Here is a 15,040-nt window from a genome sequence, read left to right on the forward strand (position 1 = left end):
AACCGGCCACCAGGGGAATGTCAATCCACGTAAATGAGGATAATGGCCTCGATGAGGAAGCGCACTACATCGGAGGCATCATCAAACGAGTCGGTGAGTTCTCCAACAGGTCATTAGAAGGTCGAAAGAAATTCCAGAAGACCATCTACCTCATCCAAGCCGCTGGTATCGACCTGGGGTATGAGTATAACTGGTACGTCCATGGCCCCTACTCCCCCGAACTTGCAAGAGTCGGGTACCGGCTGGAAGAGATGTATGAAGATGTCTCGCCGACGAAATTCTCTGATGAGGAGATTGAAGGACGATTCCAGGAGGTACTCCAGTTCCTGGATCCGATAAAAGACGATGTGGAGAAGCTTGAGGCAGCTGCCTCGCTACACTGGCTTTCGGAGAACAACGAGGATTTGCCCCACGACATCTTAATCGACTATCTGCTTGAAGAGGAAAAATCTCATCTAGACCTCACGCCTGAAGACTGCGAGGCTCTGTGGGATGGGATGGCTACTCTGAATATCGTCTGATTACGGATGCTGAATTACGGGTCATTCTTCCTGACTGCAGCTTCGATTTCTGCAGTGCTACTGGGAATCTGTGTTTCCCTGAGAAATAATTCGTTTTCCAGTCTCTTAGACCCAAATGTCGATAATGTAAAGGTAGAGAACAAGAACTATGACGAAGTACTGAAGCGTTCCGCGAAGTACTCAACATTTGCTGGAGCAGCATTCGTCGTTAGCACTATCATGGGTTCTCTCTCATTTCTTCTCACTCACTCTCTCCTCTCGAGAAATCCAACCACGCTATGGCAATTGACTATATTCAATTCGGCACTGTTCATTATCGGGATCCTATGTCTAGGTTGGGCCCTGATATTTGATTATACAACCGTTCAATCGCCGATTTCATTTGAGTTGACGTGGCCACCAATCGATTTTAATCCACCTGAGCATGATGGAAGCTCTCGTCCAGACACAGTTCCAGTAGATGAAGATACGGATTCCCCAGATTCCCCATCGAGAGACCAGGCAGGTTCCGAAGGACTGGATCTTGATGGGCCGTCAAGTGACCGAGATGGGGGTACTGAACACAACAGTCCCGACACAGAGTGATTCTGAGGTGTGTTGCAGGATTAGTTGTTAGAAGGGGCCACGGGAACGCTGACGAGAAACTCTCCCGGATACACTAGTAGCTGTATAGTCGGCAGTGGGGCCGGAATACGTTGCATCAATCGAAACAGCCGCAGTGACCAGCTCAGTCAGTCTCAGCAGCTATGCTCCCGCAGTCGCTCCCGCGTCCCCAGCACACCACAGGCTGGACACTGCTCGATGGGTGCCCCGAGGTCCGGCGCCAGCTCACCCAACACGGCTCGCAGCTCGTCACGCGCTTCAGGATGCCGCGTGAGCCGGCTCGCCTTCCGGACCCGCGCTCGGACGAACTGCCAATCCGGTTCGGGCTCGAGCTCGCTCATGCGAACACCTCGCCGGGCTCCTCGCAGCCCTCGGCGTGCCTCTCGCCGCGTCGGAGTTCGCGCACGCTCTCGAATTCGGCGCCACAGCCCAGGCACCGCGCCATCGCATCGGCGCTCATGCGCTCCCCTCCACGAGCGCATCGGCCGCCGTCGGCTCAGACTCGGTCCAGCCCCGGCGTGCGGCCACGTACGCCTTCCACTCGGCGACGCTCCGCTGATTCAGGTTCTCCCGGTGCTCGATGCGGTCGTCCCGAACCACGACGATCTCACCGGTCGCGGTGTTCAGATGATGCCATGCGCCCTCGGCGTCCGGGCGGCCCTGGATACAGAGCCACTTCGGACGCCCCGCAACGACTTTGTCGCTGAAGAGTCGAGTTGCCATTGCTGTATTGTTCGGAACGTCGGCCTCGTCGCGCTGGGACGCGGCGGGGAATCCGGCGTTTCGTCTAAATTCCCCCGCAAGAGGCGTCTGTTCCTATCCGGTAGACACAGCGCGAGCCGCATAAACTTTTTGCAATTGCAAACATTAGGGCGCTCTATGGGACAGGGAAAAAGGACCGTCAAAGATGAAGAGATAATCTCGGCGATGGACGAGGAAGGAGAGCCTGCCTACACTACCAGCGAAGTTGCCGGGATGGTCGAGATGAGTACTGAGGGAGTGAGGAACCGCTTGAACCAGCTGGAGCGTGAGGATATGGTCTGTTCGAAGAAACCGAGCCCGAGGACCGTTATCTGGTGGCTCCCCCAGAATCAGGATACGTTTTCGGCGTAATACTCTCTCCCAGCAGAGGTGACCCAGTAAATCACAGTCCGCTGTCCGGGCTTCTTTCTCGATAGAAGCCCTCTGTCGACCAGATTATTCATCTGGTGGCGTGCGCCTTCAGTCGTAACATCTAGCTCTTCAGCAATCTCTGAGGCGACGAATGCAGGATCCGGGGACACGACGAAGTGCCGGAGAATATCGATATCCGTGATCTCTGGTTCTGGTCCCCTTGTCACACCCGTATTTGAAGACTGGCGCTAAAATATCCCGCCCATGATATTCTTCTTGCTTGTACCAAAGGTTAAGTGGGTTGCCGCTTACGTCAGAGTCGAAGCGGCCGACCCACCGGACGTTGCTCACCAGCGGGCACCCCCGGCGGGGCCACGCCGCTTGACCACCCATGACCACAGTCACCGCGCGCCGGCACGACCATCGGCGCCCGCCTGCAGGCCCACTTTCGGAAAGGGTCCGTGTTGGAAAGGTATCCGGGGTAGCAATTCGCTCACGTCCGAAATCGGCATCTGAGCGAAACTTCGGTCACTTCCAACACCGCGCACCGAGCCTTACCACCCCACCCGCGCATCCAACTGGTATGGCACAGCGCCACCCTGACCGTGTCCACCCGTTCCTGGACGTGGCGGCGGATGCCGTCGCGGCCGAGCGGGAGTACCGGGCCGCCGAGCAGTCCCTCGAAGAGGCCCAGCACGAGCTGCTGGCCGAGCTCAAGCGAGCGAAAGACCAGCAGCTGCTGAGCGAGGGCGACGTGAGCGTCATCGAGACGTACATCTCGGCGGGCGCGTTCGACCGGGCCCGCGAAGCCTACCGCGAGCGCGTGGCTGTCGGTCACGACACTGACGCACTGTGAGCCAACCACCCGTGGTCCCACTGGAGCGCGCCCAATCTGTCCAAAACCCGGCGCGCTCCGGTCCGGACCACGGTTCCCTAGCAAGAGAACCATGGAAACCCTAGCCAACACGACGGAAGAACGTACCGACGCCGAACCGACCGCGGATACCGAGTACCGGCTGCGCTGGTACGTGGCCGACCTGCCCCACTACACCGGCTGGACGGACGATTTCGGGGTCATCGAGAACCTCCACGACCAGTACCAGCACGACCCCACGCACCCGGGCCATGACTACGCCATCGAGCGCCGCGAGGCCGTCCGCGGGGGTGGTCAGCGATGATCGACCCGCTGGCAGCCTTCAACGAGGCACTGGAGACGGCCGAGCACTACGCCGACGAAGCGACTGAGGACCCTGAGTTGCCGGCCCGCTACGCGGGGGCCTTCGTGCGCATCGCCGAGCACCTGAAGACCGCCAACGGCAACCACGTCCGGGTCACCAGCGAGACCTGGGAGCGCCTCGAGTGGGCGGCCCTCGAGGACGAATCGTTCGAGGATGTCATCCAGCGGCATCTCTCGACACTGCCGGGCCCGAACGAGTGGGCGTGTACGCACTGTGGCGACCCCGCGGCCGCGCCTGGCGCCCACCACGAGACGAACGACCTGGTGATCTGGCAACTCGCCGTCGAGGCCAGCGACCACTACCGCCCCGACGCGTTCTGTAGCCAGCGGTGCTTCCGCGAGCACCTGGCCGACCTCGCGGGCACGGAGGCCCAGCGATGAGCGCCCGGACCATCGACGGCGTCCGGCGCCGCGTCACCGAGCGCGACGAGCAGCTGCTGGCCTACCTCGCGCGTGTCGACCTGGCGCTGCCGCCGAAGGTCCTGTATCATAACGTGACCGCCGACACGGCGCTGTCCTGCACCGAGCGGACGCTGAAGCGCCGGCTGGCCGTCCTCGACGCGCTCGGCCTGACCGAGCTCGTCCCCGAGACGGACGGGTACCGCCGCATCACGGCCGACGGTCGCGAGCGCGTGGAGGGCGAGCGATGAGCACCCTGCTGGCCTTCCTGCTGGCCACTGCGGCCGGTGTCTCGATACTGGCGTTCATGGCCGGCATCGCCATGGTCGCGGTCATCACCGTGCGGACGCTCGGGGGTGCGTGGTGATGGGCGGCGACGCCGACACCCACGCCGTCCCCGATGCACACCGCATCACTGCGGCGCCACACGGGGAGGCCATCCTCCAGTCTATCGCCGCGGATGGCACGGCCCTCGACTGGGACGAGCGGTTCGGCCGGCAGCACTATCGCTGCTCGTGCGGCGAGACGTTCGATGACCGCCATGCCCGCCGCCAGATCGTCGAGCATCTCGCAGAGGTCGGCGTCCTCGAGTGGGACGCCATCGACGAGGGGGTGGTTCGGTGATGGGGGACACCACCCAGTCCAGCCTGGAGTGGCCGCCGGGATTCGAACGCACGCCGCCCGCCGACCGCGAGCCGTACCCCCACGGGTTCCGAGTCTCCCGGGCCGAGGCGTTCGACGGAATCCTCGCCGAGCTCGAGCTGATGGGCGCGGTCAACATCCGCATCGAGACCGCCGCGCCACACACCCAGGCGCACCCCCACCGGCCGTACGCCGACCGGGACCCCGCGGACCCCGGCGTCGTGGTCTACTGTGACCTGGACGGCCAGGGCGTCGCGTTCCCGTGTGACCGGTGGGACAACCTCCGGGATAACGCCCGGGCCATCGCGAAGTACCTCGACGCGAAACGCGCGCTGGACCGGTACGGCGTCCAGACGGTGGGTTCGGAATTCGAGACCCAGGCCCTGCCCGGGCCCGACGAGGCGGTCGCCACGGGCCCGCCGCCCCACGAAGTGCTCGGGGTCGCCCCCGACGCCCCGGCGGCCGTCATCGAGGCGGCCGCCCGCGCGAAGAAGAAAGAAACCCACCCCGACAACGGCGGTTCCACCGAGGCATTCCAGCGTATCGTCAGCGCCGAAGAGCAGCTCCTCGAGGACTCCCAGCCATGACACAGACCTCACTCCAGAAGCGATCCGACGAGACCGGCCACGAGTACGTCCGCCGGAACAAAGAAGAGCTCGCACAGATCCTCCATCACGGCTCGACGCTTGACGTCCGAGCGTATGCCTTTGCCCTGCTGAACCACTACGGCACCGAGCGCGATATCGAGGAGGTGAAACGTGAACTCGATGCGCTCCAGCGGGGTGAGCTGCCGTGACCCGCTCAGGACTCGAACTCCTGCAGCGCGTCGCGGAACCGCTTCGCGTCGTCGGCGAGCTCGGGGCGTTCGTCGAGGACGGTCAGGAGGTCCTGGGCGTTCTCGACGGTATCGAGGACGGCAGGGTCATCGCGGATGAGCCGCATCACCGCAGTTCGGAGATCCTCCTCACGCTCCCGCATCGTATCGGCCGCGCCGGGGTCGGTCGCCTGCCCACACCAGACACAGAACTCCTCGTGGCTCGGGGTCTGCTTGTCACAGCGCGGGCAGGTGACGGCCTTCTCGTCGGTCTCGTCTTCGCGTTCGATTTCGAGGCCATGCGCTTCGGCCAGCGCATCGTCGGCGGCATCCCCGAAGACGGCGATGTATCGGGAGGCCGCGTCACTGCCCCGCGACCAGCCGTGATGGTCCTCGAGCGTGGCCTGGTTGACGCCCTTCGAGGCGAGATAGGAGGCGCTGCTCTTGCGGAAGTTCGTCAGCGTGACGGGCTTGTTGACGTCCGCGCGGTCGGCCGCCCGCCGGAGGATCTTCGTGAAGTTGTTGTAGCTCATGGCCTCGGCCGCCGAGAGCTTCGACCAGAGCGGGTCCGTGGCCGCCCCGCTGGGGTGTTCGGTGAGCCACTGCTGGAGGTAGGGGACCGACGGGATGAGCGTGACCGTCCGCTGGCCGTTCTTGCCCTGCACGGTGATCTGGAGCCCGTGCCGGTGGTCGGTCACGTCCCCGACGTCGAGGTCGCGAAACTCCCCACTCCGGCAGCCGGCGTCCCACGCGACAGCGATGATGGCCCGGTCACGCGGATTCGAACAGGCCTCGAGCATCGGGACGATATCGGCCTCCCAGTGGAGCATCTGGCTGGGTTCGGGCGCCGGGTCGTAGGTCGAACTCGTGCTCGAGGGAACCCAATCCAGCGCGTCGGGGACCTCGCCGTCACCGACCGTTCGCTTGCCGAACGCCCGCAGGGCCAGCCGGTAGTCCCGGTTGGTCTCCTCGTTGTCGTAGGTGGAGTTGATCCAGCGGACGATGGTCTCGGCCTGGGCGCGGTCCTCGCGCGCGGCGGCGATGTCGCCGACCTCCTCGCCCATGATGGTGCAGTGGCGGAGGAGCTTCTCGTGGCGATAGTCCGAGTACTCGGACTTGAGCAGGAACAGCTGGTCGGAGAACGCGAGCAGGGCCTCTCGGTCGGTATCGCTGAGGTCATCGCTGGTCTCGATGCGGTCGCGGAGCACGTCGATAGTCTCCCGAGGATCGGCCATGTACACACCCCCGGGTTCATGTATATTATAAGTAGGGATGTGGACAACAGGTTGGTAGCCCCCTACCGGCTTCCTGAAACAACGCTCGTAGCCGCCTGCTTCTGCGACATCTCGTAGCTCCGATATCCGGCCCTACTCTGGCCTGGGGTGGGCTTACCTCCTGGCACCCGGCGGGTAACGAAGTGTGTGGGCGATGACCCGGGAGCATGCGAGACGACCGCTCCCGACCCGGGGGTTCTCCGGACGACGGCCCTCATCGGGCTCTATTCCGTATCGGTCGTTCGGCGGGCCCCGTCGGGCTCGGCCTCGTTCTGGTGACTCTCGTCATCGCTGGACTGCAGGTCGCTGGCGGGGCATCCCTCCCACTCGACTCGCCGGGACCCGCCTCGATAGCGGAGCCGGCGGGAGCCGAAATCGATGCTCTGCCGGCTGATCTCGCTGGGGCTGGCGTGCCTCCAGTGAACGGCTCCGGACTCGTGCTTCCGGACGACAGCTCCCGTTCCGGGGCTGTCGCGACGGATGTGGAGACGCTCGGAGCACCGCCGGCGGTGGCCTGGAATCGGCAGATCGGGGGCGACGAACTCGACGTGGCCAGGGCCGTCGTGCGTGCGCCGGACGGGGACGTGGTCGTGGCGGGATTCACCACCGAGGACGGTGACCGCGACGCGTGGCTCGCGCGTGTGGCCCCCGACGGCACGCTGGAGTGGTCACGCCGGTACGGCGGTGAGGGCGTAGAACTGGCCCGGGACGTGGTCGCGATGCCGACCGGGGGCTTCGCGTTCGTCGGCTCGACCCGGCCCACGGGTGCCGACGAACGCGACATCTGGCTCGTCGAGGTGGGGCCAGATGGCACCATCGGGGAGCGCCGGACCTTCGACCCGGCGGGTGACGCACGCGGGGTCGGACTCGTGCCGGCCTCCGGCGGCGGGTACACCATCGTCGGGGACCGCATGGTCGGCGAGGAGCGAGACGTGCTCGTCCTCCGCACGGATGGGATGGGAGACGCTCGTTGGCGGCGGACATACGGTGGTGACGGGATGGACGTGGCGAGCGACATCGCCCAGGGGCGGGACGGCGTTGCCGTGACCGGGACGACGGACTCGGCCGGTGCTGGTGGCACGGATATGTTCCTCCTCGGGGTCGGCTCGGAGGGACAGATCCAGTATCGGCGTACCTTCGGCGGGAGCGACGACGACTTCGGGACCGCCGTCACCCGGGCCCGGGACGGAGGGTTCGTCCTCGCCGGGGCCACGCGCTCGTTCGCCTCGAGGGCCGGCGACCGGGATATGTGGCTGATCCGGACGGACGCGAGCGGTGTCGAGCAGTGGTCGCGGACGTACGGCGGTCCCCGGAGCGAGAGCAGTGCGGCTGTCGTCCAATCCGAGCGTGGCGGCTACACCGTCGCCGGCGACACCTACTCGTACGGCGCCGGTCGGTTCGACGCCTGGGTCGTCGGTACCGACGCCGACGGGACGGTCGACTGGACCAGGACGGTCGGCGGCTCCGGCCAGGACAGTACCCGGGGGTTGGTCGAGACCGCCGACGGTGGCTACGTCGTCGTGGGGCGGACAGAGACTGCCGGGAGCGGAGCCGACGACGCGTGGCTGTTCGGGCTCGCGAGCGCGGACGCACCTCCTGCGTCGCGCCCCATCGAGGAGTGTGGGGCGGTGGTCGACGAGCCCGGTCGCTACGTGCTGACGACCGATCTTCAGGCAGCGGGCCCCGACAACTGTCTCACCATCCGCGCGAGCGACGTGACCCTCGACGGGGATGGTCATCGCATCATCGGCAATCCCAACGGCGAGGACCCAGGCACCGTTGACCAACGTACCGGAAACGGTGTGCTCATCGAATCACCTGACGATATCGAGCAATCGAACGTCACCATTCAGAACCTCGCAATCGAGGGGTTCGAGCGGGGCATCTACCGGGGCTGGGAATATCCCCGGGCGACCGGGATCACCGTACGGAACGTCACGATCAGGGGGAGTTCGAGTTACGCTATGTCACTCTACGATACGGTCGATCTCACAGTCACCGGAAACACAGTCGTCGAGAACGGCGGGGGAATCGATATCGACGAATTCGGCGCTGGAATCGAGGTCACGGATAACCGAATCGTGAGAAACCGCAATATCGGGCTCTTCCTGTTCGAGGGTGGCGATGGACCAGTCGTCTCGGGGAACGTCGTCACCGAGAACGGACGAGGTATCTGGGCGTCGAACGCCATCGACGATCCCGTATTCATCGACAATCGGGTCGTCGACAACCAGGGCGACGGAATCGAGATTGGTGACAGCTACGGCGCTGTCATCCGGGGGAACAGCGTCACAGGGAACGACGGATTCGGAATCGGTCTGGATTCGGCCGACGGTATCATCGCGGAGAACGACGTGGTCTCGAACGGCGGTTCCGGTATCCGTCTGGAGCTTGCCAGTGGGACGATTGCGGAGAACGACGTGGTCTCGAACGGAGGTGTCGGCATCAGCCTCGACAACTCCGAGGGGGACATCGCTGCCAACCGTGTCCGTGTGAACGATGGGGCCGGTATCTCGATCGTGGAGGGTTCGGCCGAGATCAGGGGGAACGAACTGGTCGCGAACGATGGCGCCGGCGTCACCGTGGCGGATGGTGAGAGGCTGGATTCGACGACCCGGCTGGTCGACAACCGGATCACCGACAACTGCGGGGCGGGTATCCGGTTCGACCGGGCGAACGGCATCGTCCTGTCGAACGACATCGGCGAGAACGCGGCCTGCGGGTGAGGCCATCTCGGCTAGCAGGAGTGGAGAGGAACCACCGTGCTCCAGACACCTTCCACCTGCCTCCCTCTCAGATCCGTATCACGCGGACCTCCCGGTCCAGTCCACGCAACACCCCGAACAGCTCCTCGGGTGTCTCCACCAGCACGCCCTCGCCCCACGGCCGCGACTCGTTCCGGCGGATGACGTTCCCGCAGACGACGTTCCCCTTGCGGACCGGCTCGGTCTGCATCGAGTGGCCGACAATCTGTGGCGGGGCCGTCGGGTCGAGGTGCCGGAAGTCGAGCCACGTGAGGCCGGCACCGGGGCCACGAGCGCTCGTCTCGCCCAGCCCGAACAGGTGGTCGTATTCGTCCTCGAGACGGTCCTGTACCGCGGCGTCGTCGTCCGTTCCAATCGCCGAGCGGAGTTCGCTCGCTGCCGCCCGCAACTCGTCGTTGACCGTGGCGGCCGAGAGCGCCTCGTTGCTGCCGGCGTGGGAGTAGGTGTACCCGTACCCCTCGAACGCGGCGGTCACGTCGCCGTCGGCGATGCGTTCGAGGAACGCTCGGCGCTCGGCCCGGTCGAGCCCCGTCGAGAACGCGTCCGGCCACCGGACCTGCCCGGGGAGGAGGATGGCCTGCTCGTGGTTGCCGAGGTGGTATCGGACCCGTCCGGGCGGTGCCTCCTCGACGAGCCGCCAGACCAGGTCCAGGCACGCCTCGTTCTCGGGGCCACGGTCGACGAGGTCACCGTTGACGACGAGCACGTGGTCGTTGCCAGCCCAGTGCAGTCGCTCGTCGGCGTCGGCGGTGACCACCGGGTCGAACCGGTTGCTCTCGCCGACCGCGAGCAGGGCGCTCCGCGCCTCGTCGAGATAGCCGTGGACGTCGCTGATGTGGACGATGCTGGGTGTGCCGGCGAACGCGTCGACGCTGTCGATCCGGGCGCTCTGCACGTGTCTCTCCCCGAAGTGAACGCCCGGGCGCCAGCATCAACAGTCCACCGGCACCCAGCGCAGTCGCGGTCCGGCCCGCACCGTCAGCGGTTAGCCCCCTGCGGTCGTGGGCCCGCCATGGCAGCCCACTCGCTCGCACCCGACCAGCCCGCGGTCACGTCGTTCGACGCGACGGTCGCCGCGTCCGACGAGCCCGACCACCCGACCGTCGTGCTCTCGGAGACGTACTTCTACCCCGAAGGCGGCGGCCAGCCGGCCGACCGCGGCACCATCGCCGGCGTGCCGGTGACCGACGTGCAGTCCGTCGACGGGCGCGTGCTCCACCACCTCGCCGACCCGCTCCCCGCCGACGAGGGCGAGGTCGTCGCCTGCGAGGTCGACCCCGCGTTCCGGACCTACTGCCGGCGGGCCCACACCGCGAGCCACGCCCTGTACGGGGCGGGCCGCCGACTGTTCGACGACCTCGGCTACGGCGGGTTCGGCATCACCGCCCCCGATATCGACGACGGAACGGCGGGTGGCGGGAAGGTCCGGGTGGACCTCCGGACGCCCGCCGGAGTCGATGACGACGACCTCGTCGAACTGGAGCGCCTGACCAACCGCGCCGTCTGGGACGCGCGCCCGGTCTCGTGGGAGCGCGTCCCCGCGGACGAGGCCCTGGACCGCGAGGACGTGGCGTTCAACACGAAGACCGAGGAGGGCATCACGGGCGACACCGTGCGCCTCGTCGAGATCGACGGCTGGGATGTCGCGGCCTGTGGCGGCACACACGTCGGGAACACGCACGAGATCGGCCCGGTGACGGTGCTCGAGCGCTCGAACCCTGGCGAGGGACTCACCCGTGTCGAGTTCGCCGTCGGGCCGCGGGCCATCGACCGCCGTGCGGAGGACCACCGCGCGGCGCTTGGTGCGGCGCGGGCGCTCGGCACGGCCGTCTCGAACCTGCCCGACGCGGTCGGGCGGCTGCAGGAGGAGCGGTCCGACCTCGAATCCGAGCTGTCCGCGCTCCGCGAGCGCTACGTCGACGCGCGGGTGGCCGCGCTCCGCGAGGACATCGTCGAGCGCGACGGCGGCCGCTGGCTCGTCGGGACCATCGAGGGGGTCGATGCGAACGCCCTCGCGGACCGCGCGGGCGCGCTGGCCGGCGAGACGGCAGCCGTCGTCGCGCTCGTCACCGACGACGCCTCGCTCGCGGTCGCGACGGACGGGACCGTCGACGCGGGCGACGTGGTCGACGACGTGGCAGCACGGTTCGGTGGCGGCGGTGGCGGGTCACCGACCGTCGCGCAGGCTGGCGGGCTGGATGCCGACCCGGAGGCGGTCGTCGCGTTCCTCCGCGGAGAGTGAACCGTGGCCGACCAGGACCGCCTACCAGCGAGGGCTCGCCTGCGTTCCGTGATGGCCGGCTGTCGCTTCCGACCAAGAACGTTTTCGAACCGTATACTGTACATATTCACCAAAAAGACACGCCTAATAAGCAATTTTACGCCCAACTCGGAATCAATTCAGTAACTAATCCTATTCTCTATATCGCCCAGTGAACGGAGAGACGGAGAGTTATATTCCATCCCGAATTTGACGCAGACAGTGGCCGTCACACCTGCGCTCCTCGGGACGCTCGCGGTCGGCGCCGTAGCACTGGTCGCCCTCGTCCGGGCGGCGGGCGTCGTCGTCGACCGGGCGACCCGGGTCGCGACCCACTTCGACGTGGACGAGGAACTGGTCGCGATGACCGTCGTCGCGCTCGGGACCAGCCTCCCGGAGATCGCGACCGGCGTCATCGCCAGCGCCGGCATCCTCTCGGGGGCGCTGGACCCCGTAGTCGCCTCGGCGACGGTGCTGGGCAGCAACACCGGCAGCTCGACCGTCCAGCAGCTGCTCCTGTTCGGCGTCTTCCTCGTCGGCTACGGCCGGCTCGACCTGACCACCTCGTTCGTCCGCGCACGATACCTCCCGATGCTCGGTGCGCTGGCCCTGCTGCTCGTGCTGGCAGTCGACGGCCACCTCTCCCGACTCGACGGGGTCGTCCTGGTCGGCGCATACGGGGCCTACTTCGTCTACAGCTACGCCCGCCGACAGCGGACGCAGGGGATACCCGAGGTCGAGAGCGGCGCGCCGGGCCGCGACGCCGCGGTCGGGGCCGTCGCGCTGGTCGCCGTGCTGGTCGCCTCGTTCGTCGTCCTCGACACGGTCGACGTGGTCGTCCAGCGCCTCGCACTGGGTGGGTCGATGGTCGGGGTCGTCACCATCGGCGTCGCGGCGGCACTTCCCGAGTTGAGCGTGGTCCGGGAGGCCATCCGCCGGCGCACCCCGACGCTGGCACTCGGAACGCTCGTCGGGAGCAACGTCGTCAACTCGCTCGTCGGTGTGGGCCTCGGCGCGACCATCTCGACCTACCAGGTCCCGCAGTCGGTAATCCTCTGGGACCTGCCGTTCAAGCTCCTCGTCGGCGTCGCCCTGCTGGTGCAGATCCGTCGGCGGTCGGGCGGGCTCGGTCGCGGCGAGGGGACGACACTGTTGATGCTGTACCTGGTCTTCGTGGCGGGACGGCTGCTGCTGTTCGCCGGGCAGTGACCATCCGGCCAGTGACCGGCCCCGGGATTCTTCGTGACCCGCCGCGCACGGCAGTACCATGACCGACGACCCGACGGCCAACGACGATGCGGGGTTCTCCGACCTCATCGGGCTGGAGTTCACCGACATCGAGGAGGGGTACAGCCGCGGGGAACTGGACGTGACCGACCGCCTCCGCAACCCGCACGGTGTCCTCCACGGGGCGGTCGCGTACGCCATGGCGGACACGGGGATGGGTGCCGCCCTCTATCCCGGGCTCGGTGCCGACGAGCTCTGTGCCACCATCGAGATCAAGATCAGCTACCTCGAGGCCGTCTCCGGGGGAACGCTCGTCTGCGAGACGACGGTCACGAAGCGCGGGCGGACGGTCGCCTACCTCGAATCGGACGTGACGGTCGACGGGGAGTCGGTCGCGAGGGCGACCGGTTCGTACTCCATCTTCGAGCCCTGACATTGCGGGTCGGCGGAGTGATTCCGGCCGGGGCGGGCACGTCGCCGTGCGACCCGGTCGCACGGCGGGAATCCGGAGTAGACACCTTCTTGAATCAGGACGAGAACCCTCGGATATGAGCGCCACGGTAGCCTTCGTGATCATCGCCACCTGCATCCTGGCCCTCTTCGCGGTCGGGGCCGCCGGCTGGTGGATGACCGAGAAGACGCTCGGCGGGGACGACGAGGACGAGCACGAACACGAGCCGCCGACGGGCGGCAGCGCGGTCTGATCCTGGCCGACCGGGCCGACCTGTCGCCCGCGGCGCCGGACCGGGCCGCACAAGTGGCCCCTGTTCCTCGCTCCGGTAGTGACGACCGACGAGGAATCGGGCTACGCCGGCCGGATGCTGGCCGTTCTCCTGCTGGGGTGGGCCGTCCTGCAGGGCGGCCGGTTCATCCTGAGCCCGCTGCTGCCGGCCATCATCGACGACCTCTCGCTGACATCTGCCACCGCCGGCCTCGCCCTGACGGCGTTCCAGGCGGTGTACGCCGTCGCCCAGTATCCGAGCGGACGGCTCTCCGACGAGTGGTCACGGGCGACCCTCATCGTCCCCGGGCTCGCGATACTGGCGGTCGGCTTCCTCGCCATCGGTGCCGCCCCGACCTACCTGGCCTTCGTGGCGGGTGCGATCCTCCTGGGCGTCGGCAAGGGGGTCTACGTCACCCCGTCGCGGGCGTTGCTCTCCGATCTGTTCGTGGAGCGGCGGGGACGCGCGCTCGGCATCTACACCGCCGGCACCGACATCGGGGGGCTGGTCGCGGCGGGTGTCGCGGCGCTCGTGCTCGCGACCACGCTCCCCATCGTCGGGCTCCCGGCCGGCGTCCGCGCCGCGCTCGAGGCCGCGGACTGGCGCTCGCCGTTCCTCCCCATCGCCGGCCTGCTGGCGCTCGCGACGCTGCTGTACGTGTGGTGGAACCGCGAACCCTACCGGACGGGTCCGGCCTCGCTGGAGTTCCGGGCGACGGTACGCCGGCTGGCGACCACCCGCGAGCAGCGCGAGGTGCTGGCCGCGTACGCGCTGTTCTACTTCATGATCGGCGGCTGGATCAACTTCCTCCCGACGTACCTCACGCACGCGAAGGGCCTCCCCGAGGCGCTGGCGTCGGCCGGGTTCGCGCTCATCTTCCTCACCGGCATCGGGACGAAACCGGTCGCGGGGTGGCTCGCCGACCGGTTCTCCCGCCGTGGCGTCTCCGTGGCGGGCCTGCTGCTCGCGACCGTGTCGATGGGCGGTGTCGTCCTCCTGTCGTCGGTCCCGGCGCTGGCCGCCTGCGTCGTCGCGCTCGCGCTCGGTTACAAGACCCAGTTCCCCGTCGTCGACGCCATCCTGCTCGACGCGGCACCGGACGCGAACGTGGGCGGTGACCTCGGGGCCGCGCGAGCCCTGTTCCTCGGTGTCGGGAGCCTCGGTCCGGCCTACGTCGGCATCGTCGCCTCGGTCGCGAGCTACGAGGTGGCCTTCGCCGGCCTCGGTGTGTGCTTGCTGGTCGCTGCCGGCATCATCGGGCACCAGCACCACCGTCGCCGGAGTACCGCCCGTCCGGTGGCCGGTGACTGACATCGAGCCGCGCCCGGAGCCCGGGCCGTCGGCACTCGATGGTGTTCGATGGCGCTGGATGGAATACCTGTAATAAGCACCCGGCAATGTTCTGCAGCGGAGTGATTGTGCTGTGGACCCACCTTCGGGTGAACACCGGGTGTCGCTCGTGG

At 66.8% G+C, this 15,040-nt stretch carries 21 protein-coding genes; 15 read left to right on the plus strand and 6 right to left on the minus strand.

Annotated elements, in window-relative coordinates; translation table 11 throughout:
- The first annotated feature begins 17 nt into the window (after positions 1-17).
- Entirely contained in the window at positions 18-521 is a 504-nt protein-coding gene (locus P2T62_RS06760; protein WP_276260636.1) for a hypothetical protein, read from the plus strand.
- 737 nt (positions 522-1,258) lie between these two features.
- Here the strand turns inward: P2T62_RS06760 and P2T62_RS06765 are convergent.
- From P2T62_RS06765 to P2T62_RS06775, 3 genes are read right to left on the minus strand one after another with little or no spacing between them, the layout of a single operon-like run.
- Positions 1,259-1,465, minus strand: coding sequence for a hypothetical protein (locus P2T62_RS06765; RefSeq protein WP_276260637.1), 207 nt, complete (start codon positions 1,463-1,465; stop codon positions 1,259-1,261).
- Positions 1,462-1,584 carry a hypothetical protein gene (locus tag P2T62_RS06770; RefSeq protein WP_276260638.1) on the minus strand — a complete coding sequence of 41 codons (123 nt, stop codon included), beginning with the start codon at positions 1,582-1,584 and terminating at the stop codon, positions 1,462-1,464. The genes P2T62_RS06765 and P2T62_RS06770 overlap by 4 nt, the downstream gene beginning before the upstream one ends.
- Positions 1,581-1,847, minus strand: coding sequence for a hypothetical protein (locus P2T62_RS06775; protein ID WP_276260639.1), 267 nt, complete (start codon positions 1,845-1,847; stop codon positions 1,581-1,583). Before P2T62_RS06775 ends, P2T62_RS06770 begins: the two co-directional genes overlap by 4 nt.
- Before the next feature lie 156 nt (positions 1,848-2,003).
- On the opposite strand from P2T62_RS06775, the gene P2T62_RS06780 reads away from it, so the two are divergent.
- Positions 2,004-2,237, plus strand: a complete 234-nt coding sequence (locus P2T62_RS06780; RefSeq protein ID WP_276260640.1) for a hypothetical protein — start codon at positions 2,004-2,006, stop codon at positions 2,235-2,237.
- Here P2T62_RS06780 and P2T62_RS06785 read toward each other — a convergent pair.
- Complete coding sequence (locus P2T62_RS06785) at positions 2,216-2,464, minus strand: helix-turn-helix domain-containing protein (protein ID WP_276260641.1); 249 nt, start codon at positions 2,462-2,464, stop codon at positions 2,216-2,218. The two genes, P2T62_RS06780 and P2T62_RS06785, sit on opposite strands and share 22 nt — an antisense overlap.
- A 356-nt stretch (positions 2,465-2,820) precedes the next feature.
- Between P2T62_RS06785 and P2T62_RS06790 the strand changes: the two genes are divergently transcribed.
- The 7 genes from P2T62_RS06790 to P2T62_RS06820 all read left to right on the plus strand — a co-directional run bounded on the left by P2T62_RS06790 (position 2,821) and on the right by P2T62_RS06820 (position 5,311).
- Positions 2,821-3,093 (plus strand): hypothetical protein, encoded by a 273-nt coding sequence (locus P2T62_RS06790; RefSeq protein ID WP_276260642.1) that lies wholly within the window; start codon positions 2,821-2,823, stop codon positions 3,091-3,093.
- 91 nt (positions 3,094-3,184) lie between these two features.
- A complete protein-coding gene (locus P2T62_RS06795; RefSeq protein WP_276260643.1) occupies positions 3,185-3,415 on the plus strand; it encodes a hypothetical protein in 231 nt (76 codons plus the stop codon).
- Entirely contained in the window at positions 3,412-3,855 is a 444-nt protein-coding gene (locus P2T62_RS06800) for a hypothetical protein (protein WP_276260644.1), read from the plus strand. The genes P2T62_RS06795 and P2T62_RS06800 overlap by 4 nt, the downstream gene beginning before the upstream one ends.
- Positions 3,852-4,124 (plus strand): hypothetical protein, encoded by a 273-nt coding sequence (locus P2T62_RS06805; RefSeq protein WP_276260645.1) that lies wholly within the window; start codon positions 3,852-3,854, stop codon positions 4,122-4,124. Before P2T62_RS06800 ends, P2T62_RS06805 begins: the two co-directional genes overlap by 4 nt.
- Positions 4,125-4,239: 115 nt before the next feature.
- A complete protein-coding gene (locus P2T62_RS06810) occupies positions 4,240-4,497 on the plus strand; it encodes a hypothetical protein (protein WP_276260646.1) in 258 nt (85 codons plus the stop codon).
- Positions 4,497-5,102, plus strand: a complete 606-nt coding sequence (locus tag P2T62_RS06815; RefSeq protein WP_276260647.1) for a J domain-containing protein — start codon at positions 4,497-4,499, stop codon at positions 5,100-5,102. The genes P2T62_RS06810 and P2T62_RS06815 overlap by 1 nt, the downstream gene beginning before the upstream one ends.
- Positions 5,099-5,311 (plus strand): hypothetical protein, encoded by a 213-nt coding sequence (locus P2T62_RS06820; protein ID WP_276260648.1) that lies wholly within the window; start codon positions 5,099-5,101, stop codon positions 5,309-5,311. The genes P2T62_RS06815 and P2T62_RS06820 overlap by 4 nt, the downstream gene beginning before the upstream one ends.
- A 5-nt stretch (positions 5,312-5,316) precedes the next feature.
- Here the strand turns inward: P2T62_RS06820 and P2T62_RS06825 are convergent, their stop codons facing one another.
- Entirely contained in the window at positions 5,317-6,564 is a 1,248-nt protein-coding gene (locus P2T62_RS06825; RefSeq protein WP_276260649.1) for a tyrosine-type recombinase/integrase, read from the minus strand.
- A 206-nt stretch (positions 6,565-6,770) separates the two neighbouring features.
- On the opposite strand from P2T62_RS06825, the gene P2T62_RS06830 reads away from it, so the two are divergent.
- Positions 6,771-9,329, plus strand: coding sequence for a right-handed parallel beta-helix repeat-containing protein (locus tag P2T62_RS06830; protein WP_276260650.1), 2,559 nt, complete (start codon positions 6,771-6,773; stop codon positions 9,327-9,329).
- Positions 9,330-9,396: 67 nt separating this feature from the next.
- On the opposite strand, the gene P2T62_RS06835 is transcribed toward P2T62_RS06830, so the two are convergent.
- Positions 9,397-10,263, minus strand: coding sequence for a metallophosphoesterase (locus P2T62_RS06835; protein ID WP_276260651.1), 867 nt, complete (start codon positions 10,261-10,263; stop codon positions 9,397-9,399).
- Between the two features lie 117 nt (positions 10,264-10,380).
- Between P2T62_RS06835 and P2T62_RS06840 the strand changes: the two genes are divergently transcribed.
- The 5 genes from P2T62_RS06840 to P2T62_RS06860 all read left to right on the plus strand — a co-directional run bounded on the left by P2T62_RS06840 (position 10,381) and on the right by P2T62_RS06860 (position 14,888).
- On the plus strand, positions 10,381-11,610 hold the full coding sequence (locus P2T62_RS06840; protein WP_276260652.1) for a DHHA1 domain-containing protein: 1,230 nt from the start codon (positions 10,381-10,383) through the stop codon (positions 11,608-11,610).
- A 240-nt stretch (positions 11,611-11,850) separates the two neighbouring features.
- A complete protein-coding gene (locus tag P2T62_RS06845) occupies positions 11,851-12,837 on the plus strand; it encodes a sodium:calcium antiporter (RefSeq protein ID WP_276260653.1) in 987 nt (328 codons plus the stop codon).
- Between the two features lie 58 nt (positions 12,838-12,895).
- Positions 12,896-13,288 carry a PaaI family thioesterase gene (locus P2T62_RS06850; RefSeq protein ID WP_276260654.1) on the plus strand — a complete coding sequence of 131 codons (393 nt, stop codon included), beginning with the start codon at positions 12,896-12,898 and terminating at the stop codon, positions 13,286-13,288.
- 115 nt (positions 13,289-13,403) lie between these two features.
- Positions 13,404-13,559 (plus strand): hypothetical protein, encoded by a 156-nt coding sequence (locus tag P2T62_RS06855; protein ID WP_276260655.1) that lies wholly within the window; start codon positions 13,404-13,406, stop codon positions 13,557-13,559.
- Positions 13,560-13,673: 114 nt separating this feature from the next.
- Positions 13,674-14,888, plus strand: coding sequence for an MFS transporter (locus tag P2T62_RS06860; RefSeq protein ID WP_420028441.1), 1,215 nt, complete (start codon positions 13,674-13,676; stop codon positions 14,886-14,888).
- Positions 14,889-15,040: the final 152 nt, after the last annotated feature.

It is taken from the genome of Haloglomus litoreum, from assembly GCF_029338515.1.
GTDB lineage: Archaea > Halobacteriota > Halobacteria > Halobacteriales > Haloarculaceae > Haloglomus > Haloglomus litoreum.